11 protein-coding genes, 2 tRNA genes and 3 rRNA genes are annotated in these 18,569 nt (G+C 43.7%); 2 read left to right on the top strand and 14 right to left on the bottom strand.

What is annotated here, in order from left to right; genetic code table 11:
* Nucleotides 1–78: 78 nt before the first annotated feature.
* The 9 genes from KDW99_RS04580 to tyrS all read right to left on the bottom strand — a co-directional run bounded on the left by KDW99_RS04580 (nucleotide 79) and on the right by tyrS (nucleotide 10,555).
* Nucleotides 79–984 (bottom strand): porin, encoded by a 906-nt coding sequence (locus tag KDW99_RS04580; RefSeq protein ID WP_255828121.1) that lies wholly within the window; start codon nucleotides 982–984, stop codon nucleotides 79–81.
* A 396-nt stretch (nucleotides 985–1,380) separates the two neighbouring features.
* Nucleotides 1,381–1,923 carry a DUF2058 domain-containing protein gene (locus tag KDW99_RS04575; protein ID WP_255828120.1) on the bottom strand — a complete coding sequence of 181 codons (543 nt, stop codon included), beginning with the start codon at nucleotides 1,921–1,923 and terminating at the stop codon, nucleotides 1,381–1,383.
* A gap of 150 nt (nucleotides 1,924–2,073) precedes the next feature.
* Nucleotides 2,074–2,283: a cold-shock protein gene (locus KDW99_RS04570; RefSeq protein WP_012071288.1), complete on the bottom strand. Its 210-nt coding sequence runs from the start codon at nucleotides 2,281–2,283 to the stop codon at nucleotides 2,074–2,076.
* Between the two features lie 1,100 nt (nucleotides 2,284–3,383).
* A 5S ribosomal RNA gene (gene rrf, locus KDW99_RS04565) occupies nucleotides 3,384–3,498 on the bottom strand.
* A gap of 215 nt (nucleotides 3,499–3,713) precedes the next feature.
* Nucleotides 3,714–6,612, bottom strand: a 23S ribosomal RNA gene (locus KDW99_RS04560).
* A 272-nt stretch (nucleotides 6,613–6,884) separates the two neighbouring features.
* Nucleotides 6,885–6,960 (bottom strand) — tRNA-Ala (locus KDW99_RS04555).
* Nucleotides 6,961–7,094: 134 nt separating this feature from the next.
* A tRNA-Ile gene (locus tag KDW99_RS04550) sits at nucleotides 7,095–7,171 on the bottom strand.
* A 94-nt stretch (nucleotides 7,172–7,265) separates the two neighbouring features.
* A 16S ribosomal RNA gene (locus KDW99_RS04545) occupies nucleotides 7,266–8,805 on the bottom strand.
* The 16S, 23S and 5S rRNA genes sit together here with 2 tRNA genes alongside, the layout of an rRNA operon.
* Before the next feature lie 445 nt (nucleotides 8,806–9,250).
* Nucleotides 9,251–10,555, bottom strand: coding sequence for a tyrosine--tRNA ligase (gene tyrS, locus KDW99_RS04540; RefSeq protein ID WP_255828119.1), 1,305 nt, complete (start codon nucleotides 10,553–10,555; stop codon nucleotides 9,251–9,253).
* A gap of 108 nt (nucleotides 10,556–10,663) precedes the next feature.
* On the opposite strand from tyrS, the gene KDW99_RS04535 reads away from it, so the two are divergent.
* On the top strand, nucleotides 10,664–12,070 hold the full coding sequence (locus tag KDW99_RS04535) for a peptidoglycan DD-metalloendopeptidase family protein (protein WP_255828118.1): 1,407 nt from the start codon (nucleotides 10,664–10,666) through the stop codon (nucleotides 12,068–12,070).
* A 501-nt stretch (nucleotides 12,071–12,571) separates the two neighbouring features.
* On the opposite strand, the gene KDW99_RS04530 is transcribed toward KDW99_RS04535, so the two are convergent.
* The 5 genes from KDW99_RS04530 to rpoE form a co-directional block, all read right to left on the bottom strand.
* Nucleotides 12,572–13,981: a DegQ family serine endoprotease gene (locus KDW99_RS04530; RefSeq protein WP_255828117.1), complete on the bottom strand. Its 1,410-nt coding sequence runs from the start codon at nucleotides 13,979–13,981 to the stop codon at nucleotides 12,572–12,574.
* A 61-nt stretch (nucleotides 13,982–14,042) separates the two neighbouring features.
* The gene (locus tag KDW99_RS04525; protein WP_255828116.1) at nucleotides 14,043–14,510 is read right to left on the bottom strand and encodes a SoxR reducing system RseC family protein; all 468 of its coding nucleotides are present in this window, start codon (nucleotides 14,508–14,510) and stop codon (nucleotides 14,043–14,045) included.
* Nucleotides 14,510–15,475, bottom strand: a complete 966-nt coding sequence (locus tag KDW99_RS04520) for a MucB/RseB C-terminal domain-containing protein (protein WP_255828115.1) — start codon at nucleotides 15,473–15,475, stop codon at nucleotides 14,510–14,512. The genes KDW99_RS04525 and KDW99_RS04520 overlap by 1 nt, the downstream gene beginning before the upstream one ends.
* A gap of 3 nt (nucleotides 15,476–15,478) precedes the next feature.
* Nucleotides 15,479–16,144: a sigma-E factor negative regulatory protein gene (locus tag KDW99_RS04515; RefSeq protein ID WP_255828114.1), complete on the bottom strand. Its 666-nt coding sequence runs from the start codon at nucleotides 16,142–16,144 to the stop codon at nucleotides 15,479–15,481.
* A gap of 2 nt (nucleotides 16,145–16,146) precedes the next feature.
* Nucleotides 16,147–16,734: an RNA polymerase sigma factor RpoE gene (rpoE, locus tag KDW99_RS04510; RefSeq protein ID WP_255828113.1), complete on the bottom strand. Its 588-nt coding sequence runs from the start codon at nucleotides 16,732–16,734 to the stop codon at nucleotides 16,147–16,149.
* Nucleotides 16,735–16,966: 232 nt separating this feature from the next.
* Between rpoE and nadB the strand changes: the two genes are divergently transcribed.
* Nucleotides 16,967–18,562, top strand: coding sequence for an L-aspartate oxidase (gene nadB, locus KDW99_RS04505; protein ID WP_255828112.1), 1,596 nt, complete (start codon nucleotides 16,967–16,969; stop codon nucleotides 18,560–18,562).
* The last annotated feature ends 7 nt before the right edge of the window (nucleotides 18,563–18,569 follow it).

The raw sequence follows: 18,569 nt of genomic DNA, 5'->3' as shown, positions 1-18,569 counted from the left end.
GATCTTGCTTAACATAAGGCTCCCACCTTATTAATTAGCAGGAGCCTTAGAGTAAATAAAATCAACTATAAGAAGATCTTAGAAACCGTAGTAAACACCAACAGCTGTTTGTGTGTCTGCATCAGCATCAGCGCTTGCTTCGATGCTAGCTACTTCACCGTATACATAAACATTTGATGCTAGGCTGTATGTTACGCCAACGCCAGCTTCATTGTACTCATCGCCTTGGTCAGGAGAGATAACTTGCGCAGAAGCGTAAACATCACCAGCGCCGTAACCGTAACGAGCAGATAGACCAACTCTATCTTCAGCATCTTTAGTTGTTTCAAATTTAGCCGTAACATTTAAGTTAGACTGAATATCATAACCTACAGATAGACCTATAGTGTTTTCATCATCAGCTTGATCGTTTTCAAGAGAATCATAACCTAGAGCAACAGTCAAAGCGTCAACATTGTATTTACCTACAAGTGTTAGTGCGGTACCGTCGTTAGCATTATCAGTGCCCTTAACTTGAGCTGACGCTTGAACTTCAAAGCCACCCATTGAAGGAGAGAAGTAAGCAATAGTATCGCCTTCAGATGTCGTATTATTTGAAGAGAAACCTAGGTATTCAAACTGATCAACAGAATCTTGAATGGCATTATTATAAATAGAATCGAATGAACCTACTTGAACCTTACCGAAGTTACCTTTTAAACCAACAAAAGCTTGATCAAGATTTACATCTACACCTGACTTTTTCTGGTCAGCATCAGCTTCAAGTTCATATTTGAAAAAAGCAGTCAAATCGTCGTTGATTTTAGTTTCACCTTTAAAACCAAAAGTTGAACCATTATCCTCAAAATCTGAACCAGCATCGTTATCAGTGTATGCGTACTGGATATTACCGTAGACATCTACAGTAGAGCCTTCAGCTGCGTAAGTTGATACAGAAGCAAGTGCCGCACTTGATACAGCAATAGCAATAATCGATTTTTTCATTTTCGTTTCCCTTTTGAATGTTTACGCTTTTCTTGTAGGCGCTTGATATGTGCAAGCAACAGTCAAACAATCTAAACATTTCGTAGAAATAGACAACCACTCGCAAGTTAGTTGCATCAAGTATTCACTATATGTGCTTTTTTCTTGAAATATGTTACATAAAAAGGATATAGAAAAAGAGGTGGATTGAAAATAATATATTAAAATCAATAGCTTAATAGATATAAGGGGATATCAATGTGCATAAAAACGTTATTTAAGTACTTTTTTTTGAAAATACATTGCTTATCGACTACTTCACACAGCAATAAACGACATAGAGGACTAAAAAAGGGAATAGGTAAAATATGAGAACTAGAGGGTTAAGAAAACCCTCATTCAGCAATAACAATACGGTTACCACATCAAATCATCAGGAATTTGAAAGTCTGCATACGGATCATCTTCAACACTCTCAATGCGATTATTACAAACAAGAATATAGGACGAATCACGTTCATTAATTTTCACAGCAACAGGCTCTGGGATGATCTCATACGATTCATCAAGTTTTACTATTGCTAAGCGCCCACGACTCAAATCATCGTGCATAGGTTGACTTATATACAGCTGCTTTACTTTTTTATTATCAGTAAAATGATAAGCAATGTCTCCATCCTCTTTTCGCACACGATTCTGCTCAATCATCTGACGAATCTGCCCATGGATCGCTTTTTGCTCTGCAAGCTTCTGTCGCTCCATGTTTAACGCTCGATCATTCTCAGCCTTCGCCTCCCTTTGACGCTTCAGCTCTTCTTGGCGGCTATCATCAGACGCAACAACCTTGCCTTTTTTTACTTTTTGTTTTAGCTGTAAAGATTCAGCTTTTAATTTCTTAACTTTCTTTTTATCAACAAGCCCAACACCCAACAGTTGCTCCTGTAAAGACTTCACAGCCATTAGAACCTCCTTACTACTTACCAACATAATTTAGGCCTAACTAAGAGAGTCACACCTTATATAAATCGTTACCTATAAAAACAAAAAAAGCGACTTTAAAAGTCGCTTTTTAGCATTCGCACTGCTGAGAGTATCCTCAGCAACGTTACATTATAGAGGTGTAACGTTTTGAGCTTCAGGGCCTTTTTTGCCTTGAGCTACTTGGAATTCAACTTTTTGGCCTTCAGCCAAAGTTTTGAAACCAGAAGTGTTGATTGCAGAGAAATGAACAAAAACGTCAGGACCTTGATCCTGAGTGATGAAACCGAAACCTTTAGTTTCGTTGAAAAATTTTACTGTACCAGTTACTACGTCAGACATGTCTGTTATCCTGTAGGTTAAGTTAATTTATACGAAAATGTAAATCATCTTCGTTATAGTGCTAAAAAAACTCGGTATTACTTATGACTTAACAGGACCGAACATACAAGACGTAATATTCGCAACTCTGGACATAAATATTGCCAACTCTTTTAAACGAAATTGATTGTAGTCCGCTTTGAGCCGCTGGGTCAATCATGTTCTACATATATTTAGCAATATAAGCTAAATAAAAATGTAAGCGGATGTAGGAGAACTCTCTATCTATATGTATTATATGACTTTTTTTCAATTTTAATCAAAAAACAGTTTAAGATAAAACATATAAAAATATTTTTCTTTACGCTCATTTTTCTAGATAACCTCTATCTAAGTAGCATCTAAGGCTCAAGAATGGGAATTATCTATCCCTATGCAAATGCTTAATCGCTTGTACTCGCAATCAAAATTCGAAGTAATCGTTTGAATTGAAAAAGTAACCGACCTGCTGATACAAGAACCTAGCCACCCTTAAACTCAGAATTAAATCCTAAAAGAATCATAATTTGCACAATTATGATGCTCAACAGCTAAGTTTCAATATGAGAAACACTAAATAAGCTAAAGGTGTGAATGATTTTTGAAAAAAAGAATAGAGATAACGAGAATGTGAGAAGTAACGCGTAAAGAGATTTTCCGCTGCGTCCATGCAGCACAATTCATCCTAATAAGAGACAGAGCCTCCATCCTGGAGGCATGAGCGAATCCATTCACTCTCTGTCTGCGGAATAATTTAGCGAAGATGTGCGGTTTCTGCAAGAAAAATACTCGTATAATTCACTAAATCATAGAAAATGTTTGAAAGAGACCAAATAATCAATAGCACTACATCTCTTAGATATCATTTCGCATGAGTTTTTACCCCCTTGCGGGATGCTTATCCTCTTGTAGGAAGACCTACCATGATCTGAAGCTTCGCCGCGCCATTCGGCGCCCTGAGCTGATTCCTTCGGAACATCGCTCAGTCACATGTATTCAGAAGTAGTGAAGAGATGGGGGCTGTTTTTTCCAGACGAAAAAAAGCCCTGACAGCATAGCTATCAGGGCCTTCTTAATATAAAGCTTGACGACGACCTACTCTCACATGGGATCTCCCACACTACCATCGGCGATGGCGCTTTTCACTTCTGAGTTCGGGATGGGATCAGGTGGTTCAACGCCTCTATGATCGTCAAGCAATTCGTTTTGCGTTTGTTTTGAGGTATGCGTTTATTGCATTGTCTTTCGACTTGACTCAAAACACGCGAATACGTGCTTGGATCTTTAACAATTCATTTTGAAATAACGTGTATCAAGCGATAAACCAGCTTATTCAATATCGTATATGTGTCTTTGTCATTTTGATGATCTTGAGCTTTCACTCTTCTCATCCAAAACCACTTTGGTGTTATATGGTCAAGCCTCACGAGCAATTAGTATTGGTTAGCTCAATGCCTCACAGCACTTACACACCCAACCTATCAACGTCCTAGTCTCGAACGGCTCTTTAGGGGACTTATGTCCCAGTGAGATCTTATCTTAAGGGAGGCTTCCCGCTTAGATGCTTTCAGCGGTTATCCCGTCCGAACATAGCTACCCGGCAATGCCACTGGCGTGACAACCGGAACACCAGAGGTTCGTCCACTCCGGTCCTCTCGTACTAGGAGCAGCTCCTCTCAAATCTCAAACGTCCACGGCAGATAGGGACCGAACTGTCTCACGACGTTCTAAACCCAGCTCGCGTACCACTTTAAATGGCGAACAGCCATACCCTTGGGACCGGCTTCAGCCCCAGGATGTGATGAGCCGACATCGAGGTGCCAAACACCGCCGTCGATGTGAACTCTTGGGCGGTATCAGCCTGTTATCCCCGGAGTACCTTTTATCCGTTGAGCGATGGCCCTTCCATACAGAACCACCGGATCACTAAGACCTACTTTCGTACCTGCTCGACGTGTCTGTCTCGCAGTTAAGCGTGCTTTTGCCTTTACACTCTATGCATGATTTCCGACCATGCTGAGCACACCTTCGTGCTCCTCCGTTACTCTTTGGGAGGAGACCGCCCCAGTCAAACTACCCACCACACAGTGTCCTCGATCCCGATAAGGGACCTGAGTTAGAACCTCAAACATACCAGGGTGGTATTTCAAGAGTGGCTCCATGCAAACTGGCGTCTGCACTTCAAAGCCTCCCACCTATCCTACACAAGTAGGTTCAAAGTTCACTGTGAAGCTATAGTAAAGGTTCACGGGGTCTTTCCGTCTAGCCGCGGATACACAGCATCTTCACTGCGATTTCAATTTCACTGAGTCTCGGGTGGAGACAGTGTGGCCATCGTTACGCCATTCGTGCAGGTCGGAACTTACCCGACAAGGAATTTCGCTACCTTAGGACCGTTATAGTTACGGCCGCCGTTTACTTGGGCTTCGATCAAGAGCTTCGCTTGCGCTAACCCCATCAATTAACCTTCAAGCACCGGGCAGGCGTCACACCCTATACGTCCACTTTCGTGTTTGCAGAGTGCTGTGTTTTTAATAAACAGTCGCAGCCACCTGGTATCTTCGACCGACTAGTGCTTACGGAGCAAGTCCTTCACACCGGCCGGCGTACCTTCTCCCGAAGTTACGGTACCATTTTGCCTAGTTCCTTCACCCGAGTTCTCTCAAGCGCCTTGGTATTCTCTACCTGACCACCTGTGTCGGTTTGGGGTACGGTCAATGTATATCTGAAGCTTAGAAGTTTTTCCTGGAAGCATGGCATCAACCACTTCGCCCAAAAGAGGGCTCGTCATCAGTTCTCGGCATTCTCTCTAAAAGAGTGACCCGGATTTGCCTAAGTCACTTGCCTACCGCCTTAAACACAGACAACCATCGCTGTGCTGGCCTAGCCTTCTCCGTCTCTCCATCGCAATATACATCGGTACAGGAATATTAACCTGTTTTCCATCGACTACGCATTTCTGCCTCGCCTTAGGGGCCGACTCACCCTGCCCTGATTAACATGGGACAGGAAACCTTGGTCTTCCGGCGGGGGAGTTTTTCACTCCCCTTATCGTTACTCATGTCAACATTCGCACTTCTGATACCTCCAGCCTGCCTTACAGCTTGACCTTCAACGGCTTACAGAACGCTCCTCTACCATGCCTAATAAATTAAGCATCCGTAGCTTCGGTGTACAGTTTGAGCCCCGTTATATCTTCCGCGCAGGCCGACTCGACTAGTGAGCTATTACGCTTTCTTTAAAGGATGGCTGCTTCTAAGCCAACCTCCTAGCTGTCTAAGCCTTCCCACATCGTTTCCCACTTAACTGTAACTTTGGGACCTTAGCTGACGGTCTGGGTTGTTTCCCTTTCCACGACGGACGTTAGCACCCGCCGTGTGTCTCCCGTAATTGCACTCATTGGTATTCGGAGTTTGCATGGGGTTGGTAAGTCGGGATGACCCCCTAGCCCAAACAGTGCTCTACCCCCAATGGTGAGATACGAGGCGCTACCTAAATAGCTTTCGAGGAGAACCAGCTATCTCCGAGCTTGATTAGCCTTTCACTCCTATCCACAAGTCATCCCCAGCCTTTTCAACGGATGTGGGTTCGGTCCTCCAGTTGATGTTACTCAACCTTCAACCTGCTCATGGATAGATCGCCCGGTTTCGGGTCTATTCCCAGCAACTAAACGCCCTATTAAGACTCGGTTTCCCTACGGCTCCACTATGTGCTTAACCTTGCTACTGAAAATAAGTCGTTGACCCATTATACAAAAGGTACGCAGTCACGGAACAAGTCCGCTCCCACTGCTTGTACGTACACGGTTTCAGGATCTATTTCACTCCCCTCACAGGGGTTCTTTTCGCCTTTCCCTCACGGTACTGGTTCACTATCGGTCAGTCAGGAGTATTTAGCCTTGGAGGATGGTCCCCCCATATTCAGACAGGATAACACGTGTCCCGTCCTACTCGTTTTCATGATTAAGGTGTTTTCGTATACGGGGCTATCACCCTCTATCGCGGCACTTTCCAGAGCCTTCTACTAACACCAAAACCACTTAAGGGCTAATCCCCTTTCGCTCGCCGCTACTTAGGGAATCTCGGTTGATTTCTTTTCCTCCGGGTACTTAGATGTTTCAGTTCCCCGGGTTCGCCTCCACACAGCTATGTATTCACTGTGGGATACTCTACAAGTAGAGTGGGTTTCCCCATTCGGACATGTTCGGATCAAAGTCTGTTTATCGACTCCCCGAACCTTTTCGCAGATTACCACGTCCTTCATCGCCTCTGACTGCCAAGGCATCCACCGTGCACGCTTGGTCACTTGACCATATAACCCAAAATAGTTTCGGATCACATACCAAAGAGCTTTTGTGTCTCTCTGGATTTACGATAATAGAAGTCACTAGGTTAAAGTGAACTTCCACCGGTTTAACGCTTGATTCATCGTTATTTCAAAATTCGAATTGTTAAAGAGCAAGTTTAGTGCAAAGCACTAAGTCAGAGACTAAAAATCACCCAACACACGAATGTGTAAGATGTTTAGCGTCTTGCTTAGAACTCTCTTCTAATCTTTTACACAGAGTGATTGTCATCAGTAAATGGTGGAGCTATGCGGGATCGAACCGCAGACCTCCTGCGTGCAAAGCAGGCGCTCTCCCAGCTGAGCTATAGCCCCATTACTAACTAGATCGTATTTGGTTGACTAAAGAAGATATCTCCAATCAAATACCAGAATGTCAAGAACAAGGCTTTTAAGATCGACGTTTAGCTTTCTAAACGAGGGCTTAAATAACGCGGTTATTGATATACTGGTGGGTCTGGGCCGATTTGAACGGCCGACCTCACCCTTATCAGGGGTGCGCTCTAACCAACTGAGCTACAGACCCAAATACTTTCTGTGCTTCTTATAAACTAGATATTGTGTCGTTTAAAACACCATCAGATAATTTGTGTGAACGCTCACCAGAGGTTTCTATCGTTTAAGGAGGTGATCCAGCCCCAGGTTCCCCTAGGGCTACCTTGTTACGACTTCACCCCAGTCATTGACCACTCCGTGGTAACCGCCATCCCCGAAGGGTTAAGCTAGCTACTTCTGGAGCAATCAACTCCCATGGTGTGACGGGCGGTGTGTACAAGGCCCGGGAACGTATTCACCGTGACATTCTGATTCACGATTACTAGCGATTCCGACTTCATGGAGTCGAGTTGCAGACTCCAATCCGGACTACGACGTACTTTCTGGGATTCGCTTACTATCGCTAGTTCGCAGCCCTCTGTATACGCCATTGTAGCACGTGTGTAGCCCTACTCGTAAGGGCCATGATGACTTGACGTCGTCCCCACCTTCCTCCGGTTTGTCACCGGCAGTCTCCTTAAAGTTCCCACCCGAAGTGCTGGCAAATAAGGATAAGGGTTGCGCTCGTTACGGGACTTAACCCAACATTTCACAACACGAGCTGACGACAGCCATGCAGCACCTGTCTCAGAGTTCCCGAAGGCACTAAGCTATCTCTAGCGAATTCTCTGGATGTCAAGAGTAGGTAAGGTTCTTCGCGTTGCGTCGAATTAAACCACATGCTCCACCGCTTGTGCGGGCCCCCGTCAATTCATTTGAGTTTTAACCTTGCGGCCGTACTCCCCAGGCGGTCTACTTATTGCGTTAGCTGCGCCACTAAGTCATTACAACCCAACGGCTAGTAGACATCGTTTACGGCGTGGACTACCAGGGTATCTAATCCTGTTTGCTCCCCACGCTTTCGCACCTCAGTGTCAGTATTAGTCCAGGGTGTCGCCTTCGCCACTGATGTTCCTTCCTATATCTACGCATTTCACCGCTACACAGGAAATTCCACACCCCTCTACCATACTCTAGCCTGCCAGTATCGGGTGCCATTCCAAGGTTGAGCCCTGGGATTTCACATCCGACTTAACAAACCACCTACGCGCGCTTTACGCCCAGTAATTCCGATTAACGCTTGCACCCTCTGTATTACCGCGGCTGCTGGCACAGAGTTAGCCGGTGCTTCTTCTGGGGCTAACGTCAAAGTAACTGGATATTAGCCAGTTACCCTTCCTCACCCCTGAAAGTGCTTTACAACCCTAAGGCCTTCTTCACACACGCGGCATGGCTGGATCAGGCTTCCGCCCATTGTCCAATATTCCCCACTGCTGCCTCCCGTAGGAGTCTGGGCCGTGTCTCAGTCCCAGTGTGACTGGCCATCCTCTCAGACCAGTTAAAGATCGTCGCCTTGGTAGGCCTTTACCCTACCAACTAGCTAATCTTACGCAGGCTCATCTAATAGCGGAAGGCTCCGAAGAGTCCCCTCCTTTCCCCCTTAGGGCGTATGCGGTATTAGCATGCGTTTCCACATGTTGTCCCCCTCTACTAGGCAGATTCCTACGCGTTACTCACCCGTCCGCCGCTCGTCAGCAGGAGCAAGCTCCCCTGTTACCGCTCGACTTGCATGTGTTAAGCCTGCCGCCAGCGTTCAATCTGAGCCATGATCAAACTCTTCAGTTAAAAAGTTTGCTTACTCAAAATCTATTACACTAACAATAACTTAATCATTTCGTCGTCCCGAAGAACAACAAAACAACATAAAGCGAATTGACGTGTTAGACGTTTCGCAAGACTTCAATTTTTTTGATCATCTCGAATCGGTTAAAAACCAATCTGGACAATCTTCTGAAGCCTCCAGCGAGCGCCCACACAAATTATCTGATTATCTATTTTAAAGAGCGTCTGATTCATCGTTGAACTTGCTTACCTTAGTAAGTTGCAAACCGTTGTTTGCGTCGTTCTCCGTGTCAGTGGGTGCGTATAATACATCCCCAAAAATTCTGCGCAAGCTCTTTCTTGAATTTCTTTTAATTAATTTGAATTTTTTATTGAGCAACCCACATATAAGAAAGACGCCGAAGCGTCTTTCTTATATGTCATGTATCCTTAGATCGTTAACCAACGACTACAACACGAACAAATGATGCTTTTTCTTACCCAGCTTAACAAGGAAGTATTTACCGAAATAACCATTCTCAAGAGTAAAGATATCTGACGCTGCCATATTGTCATTTACCCCTTTTGCAACGCCATTAACAAATACAGAGTTACGCTGTAGTGCATCTTTAACCTGCTTACCGCTAGCAGCCAGCCCTGCATCCGCCATTAGACTAGTAAGCGGAGTCTCGGTCAGATCAATCCCAACCAAAGAACTGCTTGGCAAACCATCAAGCTGAATTTGCTCAAGGTCTTGCTCACTTAATTGGTCTGCCTCACCACTAAATAAGGCGTTGGTAATACGCTCTGCCGCTTGCAAGCCTTCTTCACCATGAACCAATTTAGTTGCCTCTCGAGCAAGAATAGACTGAGCCTGAGGTTTACCACCACTTTCTTTGTCAGTTTTTTCAATTGCATCAATTTCTGCAAGACCTAAAAAGGTAAAAAATTTCAAAAACTTATAAACATCAGCATCCGCAGTATTCATCCAAAATTGGTAGAATGCATACTGGCTTGTTTTAGTAGAATCTAACCAAACCGCACCAGATTCAGTTTTACCAAACTTCGTCCCATCTGATTTTGTAACTAAAGGAACCGTTAAGCCAAAAGTCTGAGATTGATTTTGACGACGAGAAAGATCAATACCACCAACAATATTCCCCCACTGATCACTCCCCCCAACTTGCAAAGTACAATCGTAGGCTCTATTTAATTCTGCGAAATCCATCCCCTGTAACAAGGCATAAGAAAATTCTGTAAAAGAAATACCAGCACCTTCTCTATTAAGTCGCTGCTGAACAGACTCTTTATTGATCATTGCATTGACAGAAAAATGCTTACCGATATCTCGCAAAAAATCCAGCACACTCATTTCACCAGCCCAATCGAGATTATTTACCACTCGCGCAGGGTTAGGTACATCATCAAATTTTACAAACTGACTAACTTGTCCTCGAATTTTTTCAGCCCAACTAGCAACAATATCAGATGTATTAAGTTGACGTTCAGCCGCTTTAAAGCTGGGATCACCTATAAGGCCGGTCGCACCACCGACCAAAGCTATCGGATTGTGCCCTGCATCCTGGAAACGTTTTAACACAAGAAGCGGAACAAGGTGACCCAAATGCAAGCTGTCTGCGGTCGGATCAAAACCACAATAAAGAGTACGACTTCCACCATCAAGATGTTTTTTGAGCTCATCTTCTGCCGTCATTTGGGCGATAAGTCCGCGAGCTTGCAAGTCATTTAAAAGGTCTTTACTGCTTACAGTCATTATTTTGATCCATATCCTAGTTAGTTTATCTTACTTAAGCATTCAATTATAAAAGTAATGTTGGTAGGATTATAAGGCTTTTATTAAAGATTTTTTCAGGTACGTATTTTGACCAAGCTATTACCAACAAAGCACCTACTCCTAATTTCTGGAGTAAGCGCACTACTCGCCATAGTTCTTATTGCATTTCCTGAAAAGGAAACGGACGATAACAACCTCATATCCATCGAAGCTAACTTTGAGGTGATAGATCAGTCCCAACTTATGTTGCAGGATCTGCAAAAACTCACACCCAGAAGCAATATAACTCCACTAGCCGCTATCCCAGTTAGCGACACAAGTTCCACATACGATATCCCAGCACCTCAAAATCTAGTAAAAAAGAGTAGTCCTGCAACATTTAAGGAACAATCCGTTAAAGTAAAACCAGGAGACTCTCTGTCTAAAGTACTATCACCTGAAGGGATATCTACACAAGACATCTACAAAGTATCTTTAGCTGACAAGAAACAAAAAACACTACTCCAAATGAGACCCGGACAGACAATTAACTTTACAAAAAATGAGACAACCGGCGAGCTTACACAACTCACTCTCATACTTAATCGACTGGACAGCGTGACTTTTGAACGCGACAACGATAAATTCAACAGAACAGAAACCTCTAAAACACCAGAAATCGTCCAAGCCTATAAAGAGGCAGAGATTAACAACTCACTATTTGTTGATGGCCTAAAAGCAGGAATCGATCAACCTCTACTTATTGAATTAGCTAATATTTTTGGTTGGGATATAGACTTTGCTTTAGATATAAGAAAAGGCGACAGCCTTAGCATCCTCTATGAAGAGAACTTCCTTGATGGAGAGAAAATCGGACACGGCAATATAATAGCTGCCCAATTCATCAACAATGGTCGAACCTATCAAGCAATAAGGTTCAAGACAGAGAAAGGAGCAAGCTATTACACACCTGACGGGCTTGCTATGAGAAAAGCATTTATACGTACCCCAGTAGACTTCACAAGAATATCGTCTAAATTCAACCCAAATAGATTACACCCTATTTTCAAAACCAGTCGACCACACAGAGGGGTAGATTATGCCGCTGCAAGCGGCACCCCAGTAAAGGCCGCTGGCGATGGAAAAATATCCTTTGCTGGAAAGCAAAATGGATACGGAAATGTCGTTATTATTGATCATGGCAAAGGCTACCAAACCCTTTACGCCCATCTAAAAGGCTTTGCTAGAGGAACAAAACGTGGGACCAGAGTTCAACAAGGAAAAATTATTGCCTACGTAGGTCAAACCGGCTGGGCAACAGGACCCCACCTACACTATGAATTTAGAATAAATGGCACCCACAAGAACCCAGTAACAGTGAAGCTGCCAAATGACGATCCGATGCCTAAAAACGATTTGAAAAAATACCTACCTTACGCAAAACAGGTGGTCGCGACACTATCAAATTCACACTCTCCATCGTTTGCACAAAAATTTGCATCCTTAAAAGACTAACTAACTCAAACAAAAAATGCATTAGTCTGCTTGGATCCAATTAAACACCCGCAAAAAATCCGATTAAGTTTTCTTAATCGGATTTTTTGCGCCCTATTCATCAGTCGCTCCTCCCTATTCATTCTAAGATTACTAACCCCCTCCGAGAACAATGAATCGAGCCTACATTAACGCTATCTTCAAAAGCGAGCATCAGGCGACGATGCTTATCTAAAAGTCAATTTCTTAATTGAGATATGGAACTATCACTGCACTAAAACGGTACCAACATCGTTTCATACCAGCGACAACTCTGTTAACAAATTAGCTCATCAGCGCAGGAAACTTGAACAAGGATACGTAATTTATTTTTGGAGCGAAAAAAAGCGAGGCCTAGTAGGCCTCGCTTGGTTCAGTAATCAAAAACGAAACAATCCATCTCTCGCAAACCTGTTCGACTTGAGTGAACAGTATTAAACTTTTGGTCGCTTTTTTCGTTTCGATTGTTGCCGTTTTTAATGATTAATCCATTATTTTGAATGGAATAAACATAGGGTAACCCTGCCTAATCACTCGCATTGGCACAGAACGACCATTTGGAATATCTTTAGAGATGTCACCAAACTCAGTAACACTGTTAATGCGCTTGCCATTTAGCATAGTAATCACATCGCCTTGCTGCAAGCCATTACGGGCAGCTGTTCCACCCAGAATTTGCTCGATAACAACGCCACCATCAATTTCAAATTTCTTCGCCATATCTTCAGGAACTTCTCCGACAATCATGCCTAGACGGTTTTGATCTTGTTGAGATTGAGCAATGACATTAGGGTCATTTGGTCGAGCATCTAGCGTCACCGAAATTGTTTGTTCTTTACCATCTCGATAGACTTTAGCGTCAATTTTTTCACCCGCTTTCATTTGCCCAACAATGTAAGGCAGCTCACCAGAGTGTGCGATAGACTTACCATTGAATTCTAAGATGATGTCACCTGATTTTAAGCCTGCTTTTTCAGCTGGAGAGTCAGGTAATACACGACTGATTAGAGCACCATTTGATCTGTCTAAACCAAATGATTCAGCCAGTTCATTGTTTACGTCCTGAATCAACACACCTAACCAAGCGCGAGACACCTTACCGTCACTCTTTAGCTGATCAACCACGGACATAGCGACTTTAGACGGAATCGCAAAAGACACGCCCATAAAACCACCAGAACGAGTATAGATTTGTGAGTTGATACCAACCACTTCACCGTCTAAATTGAATAACGGGCCACCAGAGTTACCAGGATTGATCGCGACATCAGTTTGTATAAACGGCACGTAGTTATCAGAAGGCAAGTTTCGCCCTGTTGCACTTACAATACCTGCCGTTACCGTGTAATCAAAACCAAACGGTGAGCCGATCGCCAATACCCACTGCCCAGGTTTAAGCTCATCGGAATCCCCCATTTTAACAATAGGTAGATCATCAGCTTCTATTTTAAGCAGAGCCAAATCCGTTCTAGGATCCGTACCAACCAATTTGGCAATATATTCACGTCTATCATTTAGGCGAACATGGATCACATCCGCGCCATCAATAACGTGATTATTAGTCAGGACATAACCATCATGGGAAACAATAAATCCAGAACCCAATGAACTTCGCGGCCCCTGCTGTGGTGGCGCTTGTTGACCGAAAGGTTGCTGACCAAAGAAGTGCTTGAAGAACTCATTAAGTTCTTCACTATTTGGCCCTAATTGCTGACCACCTTCATTAGCCGTTTTTGTGGTAACAGTTTGTTCCGTACTGATATTCACAACGGCGGGGGAGGCTTTCTCCACTAACTCGGTAAAGTCAGGAAGCGAAGCCGCATGAGTTAACATCGAAGCCATCATAAAACTACTGACGACAATCATGCTAACTTGTTTAAGCAATCTGTTCATTGATTGGTCTCCTTAAGACGTACCAAATTCATTACAGTGCCAGGTGAAGATATTTAGAAGCTTACGATGCCACGACCAAAGGTATATGGCCATCGTTAAGCGCTTCAATTCTTAAAATTTTGGGGTAATAGTCAAGATTGTTCATTTCTTGTTTTGACTTATTTCTCGCTAATAACAAACCACCAGCAAAGCCAAAGATAGAAAAAATAACCGCGATGCCCGATTCACCTCCCCACAAGGAGGGTACAACCGCTCCACCAACTAGGCCAAGTAATGGGATAAGGTACATCCAAACAGAAGCCTGTAGTAGCGTATCTTCAGGGATTCCGACAACAACACTTTGCCCGATTTCTACCGACAAAGGATCAATAGCTCGCATGCGCATTCGGTTTGATGAAGAAACTTGAGCAATAGCATGGTGACCACAACCATGCCGAGCACGACAAGAGGTACAGCTGCTGGTGCGAATGGTTTCTACATCAGCAAAGCCATCTTCTACGGATAATACTCTTCCCGTTTCTTCAATCATTAATCTTGCCTTGGCATAAATACGGTCATCAGTTTCTCAATGGTCGGTTCTGGTACTTCTCCAACCATGGTCAACAAATACAACTGATCTTTTACTTTAATACTACGTTCGCCAGCGATGGTCGCCCCCATGTTTAAAATGGACATGGCTTTAACCTTCATCGTCGGCTCAATAAAAATGGAGATGGTCGCCATTCCATCTGATAACAACAGCATGCTGGTGCCATGATTTAGCGACCTTGCCTCTGGCCACACCAGAGAAAAGCCCTCCGGTAACCAGTCAAATTGCCAAAGATTTTTTACACGTCTTGGCTGAGTTTCCACCATAGGTTCAGCATAACTCCCCTCTTTTGGGACAAAATCTTTGTCTTTCAAGTCAGGGGCAAAATTAACGGAGGTAAATTGGATTCGCTCTAACAATTTACCGTCTGTTTTCAACATATCATGCTTTAAAAGAAAGTGATTTTCTGCGTCTAACCAAAATTGATGCCCATAGCGATATTGATCTTTTGGTACCAACTTTACAGCAATCACTTTGCGACCCGCGATCCGACTTGTGTGTTCGCCAACAATCATATCGTAACCTTTAATAAGCCGGTCACTTTCTACATCTTTAAAACGTTTAAAAGGCGGTATCAATGGTGCACGCATGTTGGCAACAAGTGCATTTGGATACACAGAAATGATTTTGTCATCAATGCGCAAAACTTCAATCTTGTCGCCGTCTAAATCCACCAAACTTTCATATTCCACACCGCCCATCAAATCATGACGGACACGCATGCTGTTCATATTCATCGCTTCAGAGTGAACAAATACACCATCATAACTGAGTGTAGAAAATGACTGTGTCATGCTTCTCAACAAATGCAATGCGTCTGGTGCCGAGTTACTAGCTGTACTTACACCCGAAATAATAAGGCATAGTAGCGTGAAAAAAATATGTAATGGCGAAAATAATCTCATAAATTACTCTTTAACGGGGTAGCTAACAACTCGAGCCATGGGGATCATTCCCTGCCCAACCGTCATCGCTGCTTGCTCAGCATGTTGTCGAAGATAATGCTGCAACCTAACGTTATCTATTTGCAACGCCTCTTTGTCCAATTCCGCCAATGGCGTTACTACCATATTGGTTGATGGTGAACGAACCTCTGCCACTAAATTTGGAGCGCTAACCTCTGATGTTAATAACTCATTACCACCCAATATCACCACAAACGCTACACTCGCCGCCACAGCAACGCTAGACAGGGCGACACGCCAGACTGGACGAGAAGCCGGACTATCACTAGGCAGAACAAAAGGCAGCAAATTGTTTGCACTGTGCTCTTCTGGAAATGAAGAGTCGATGTCAATCCCAGCTCTCACACGAAGCATCAAGCTATCTTCCAGACCAACAATGACAGACGAGTCGTTATGCAGCGCCTGCTGAATTAGATGATAAGATTCTAGTTGACGACTTAGCTCTGCACTGTCCCCATCTATTAAGCGATCTAGATCTTGCTCTGTCGCTTCACCATCAAACATAGCCGACAAACTAGAACGCATTTCTTGGGTGTGGTCGTTTTCTCGAGTACTGCCATGATCTCGGGAGCAATCATTTTGTGGTAAACCGCTGTTTAAAGCTGTCATATTTACTCTCCTGTATCCATCAATGGACGTATGTGTTTTTCTACCGCTTCTCGGGCGCGAAAAATACGCGACCGAACTGTTCCTACAGGGCAGTCCATGATCAATGAAATGTCTTCATAACTCAGACCATCGAATTCACGTAAGGTTAATGCGCTACGTAACTCTTCCGGCAAATTTTGAATGGCATAATGAATCGCTTTTTCAAGACGATCACTGTTTAGGTTTGCTTCAGGCGTGTCTATATCAGCTAAGGATTCATACACGCTGAAAACCTCTTCATTATCCAGCTCGACATCAGATTCTGGTGGACGACGAGAACGGCTCACAAGATAGTTTTTCGCCGTATTAACAGCAATACGATACAACCAAGTGTAAAAAGCACTTTCTCCGCGAAAACTACCTATAGCACGATACGCTTTAATAAAGCTTTCTTGAGCTACATCGAGAACTTCGCTTCTATCTTGTACATAACGTCCAATTAAACCCATGACCTTATATTGATATTTGACAACAAGCAGATCAAACGCCCGCTTGTCACCCTGCTGTACTTTCTCAACTAACGCCTGATCAGAAGACGTTTCGTGCTGCATAGGCACCTCATATAAAAACCTTATTCGTCTGCGCCCTTGCTCATTACAAGAGAAGACAACACTTCACTTAACGAGTTCCCGTCATTGACTACTAAATAAACTATTTAGAGAATCCGTATTCCTCTCTGATACTAGACAATACTTAATATTTAGAATGTGACCTCAGAAAGTGTTCACTATTTACTGGCAACAATAGTAACATTAATTTTTTAGCCATAATCAGATCAATAACATGAGCCGACATTACAAACACGACATCGTCATTATTGGCGCGGGAGCCGCGGGGCTAACGCTTGCTCTTGAGCTGGCAGACAAACACCGCGTTGCCATTTTGACAAAAGCGGATATACGCGAAGGATCCACATTATATGCTCAAGGCGGTGTCGCTGCTGTATTGTCGGATAAAGATACAATTGATTCCCACATTAACGATACCATTGACGCAGGTGTTGAGCTTGGTGATCCAGATGCGATTCGCTTTACGGTTGAACATTCCAAAGAAAGTATTGATTGGTTAATCGAGCAAGGCGTTCCTTTCACCCGCTATGGGGAAAGCGAGGAGTACCATTTAACAAAAGAAGGTGGTCACAGCCATAGGCGTATTATTCATAGTGCCGATGCCACCGGTTTGGCAATATCAAAAGCATTGATTAAAAACGCAAGCAATCACCCAAACATCGAATTTTTCCCTGATCGTGTGGCGATTGATGTCGTGACAACAAAAAAGCTTGGCATTGCAGGTGAAAACAAAGCCGTTGGTGTTTACGCACTGAACTTAGATGATGACGTCATTGAGGTGTTTCACGGGCGTTTTGTGTCACTGGCCTGCGGTGGCAGCAGTAAAGTGTATCTTTACACCAGCAACCCTGACACCGCTTCTGGCGATGGAATTGCCATGGCATGGCGTGCTGGTTGTCGAGTTGCAAACATGGAATTCAACCAATTCCACCCTACCTGCCTTTACGATGCCAAAGCCAAAACCTTTTTGATTTCCGAAGCTGTTCGTGGCGAAGGCGGTAAGCTTTTATTACCCGACGGCACACAGTTTATGGCGAAGTTTGATAAGAGAGAGGAACTGGCACCACGCGATATCGTCGCACGTGCAATCGACCACGAGATGAAACGTCTTGGGATTCACCATGTTCTGCTGGATATTTCCCACAAAGCCCCAGAGTTCATTAAAGAACACTTCCCAACCATTTATAAACGCTGTTTAGAATATGGCCACGACATGACAAAGGGCCCAATTCCTGTCGTTCCAGCCGCACACTATACATGTGGTGGTGTAGTCGTTAATCGTCACAGCGCAACGGACATTGATAATCTTTATGCCATTGGCGAAACCGCTTATACCGGACTTCATGGCGCGAATCGCCTTGCAAGTAACTCTTTATTAGAATGTATTGTTTTTGCTCGTTCTGCTGCTCAACACATTGCTGACAATCATCTACACAGCAATGAAGTAGACATTCCTGACTGGGATGAAAGCAAGGTAACAAACTCTGATGAAGACGTGGTCATCACCCATAACTGGCAAGAATTACGACGTTTTATGTGGGATTATGTCGGCATAGTAAGAACGGACAAACGCCTTTTAAGAGCCAAACATAGGGTGGATTTATTACTATCCGAAATCCAAGAGTTCTATGCTAACTATAAGATTTCGAATGATTTGCTCGAACTACGCAATTTGGCCGTGGTTGCTGATTTGATTATACGTTCCGCCATGTCTCGCAAAGAAAGTCGCGGCTTGCACTTTACGTTAGATTACCCAAATAAACTAACCACCAGCACGCCCACAATCCTTACTCCGAAAAAATCAGACTGAGCTGCGT

Origin of the sequence: Marinomonas rhizomae, assembly GCF_024397855.1 — a bacterium.
Taxonomy (GTDB): Bacteria; Pseudomonadota; Gammaproteobacteria; order Pseudomonadales; family Marinomonadaceae; genus Marinomonas; species Marinomonas rhizomae_A.
Note: the sequence above shows the minus strand (reverse complement) of the source record. Positions and strands in the feature narration are given on the sequence as shown.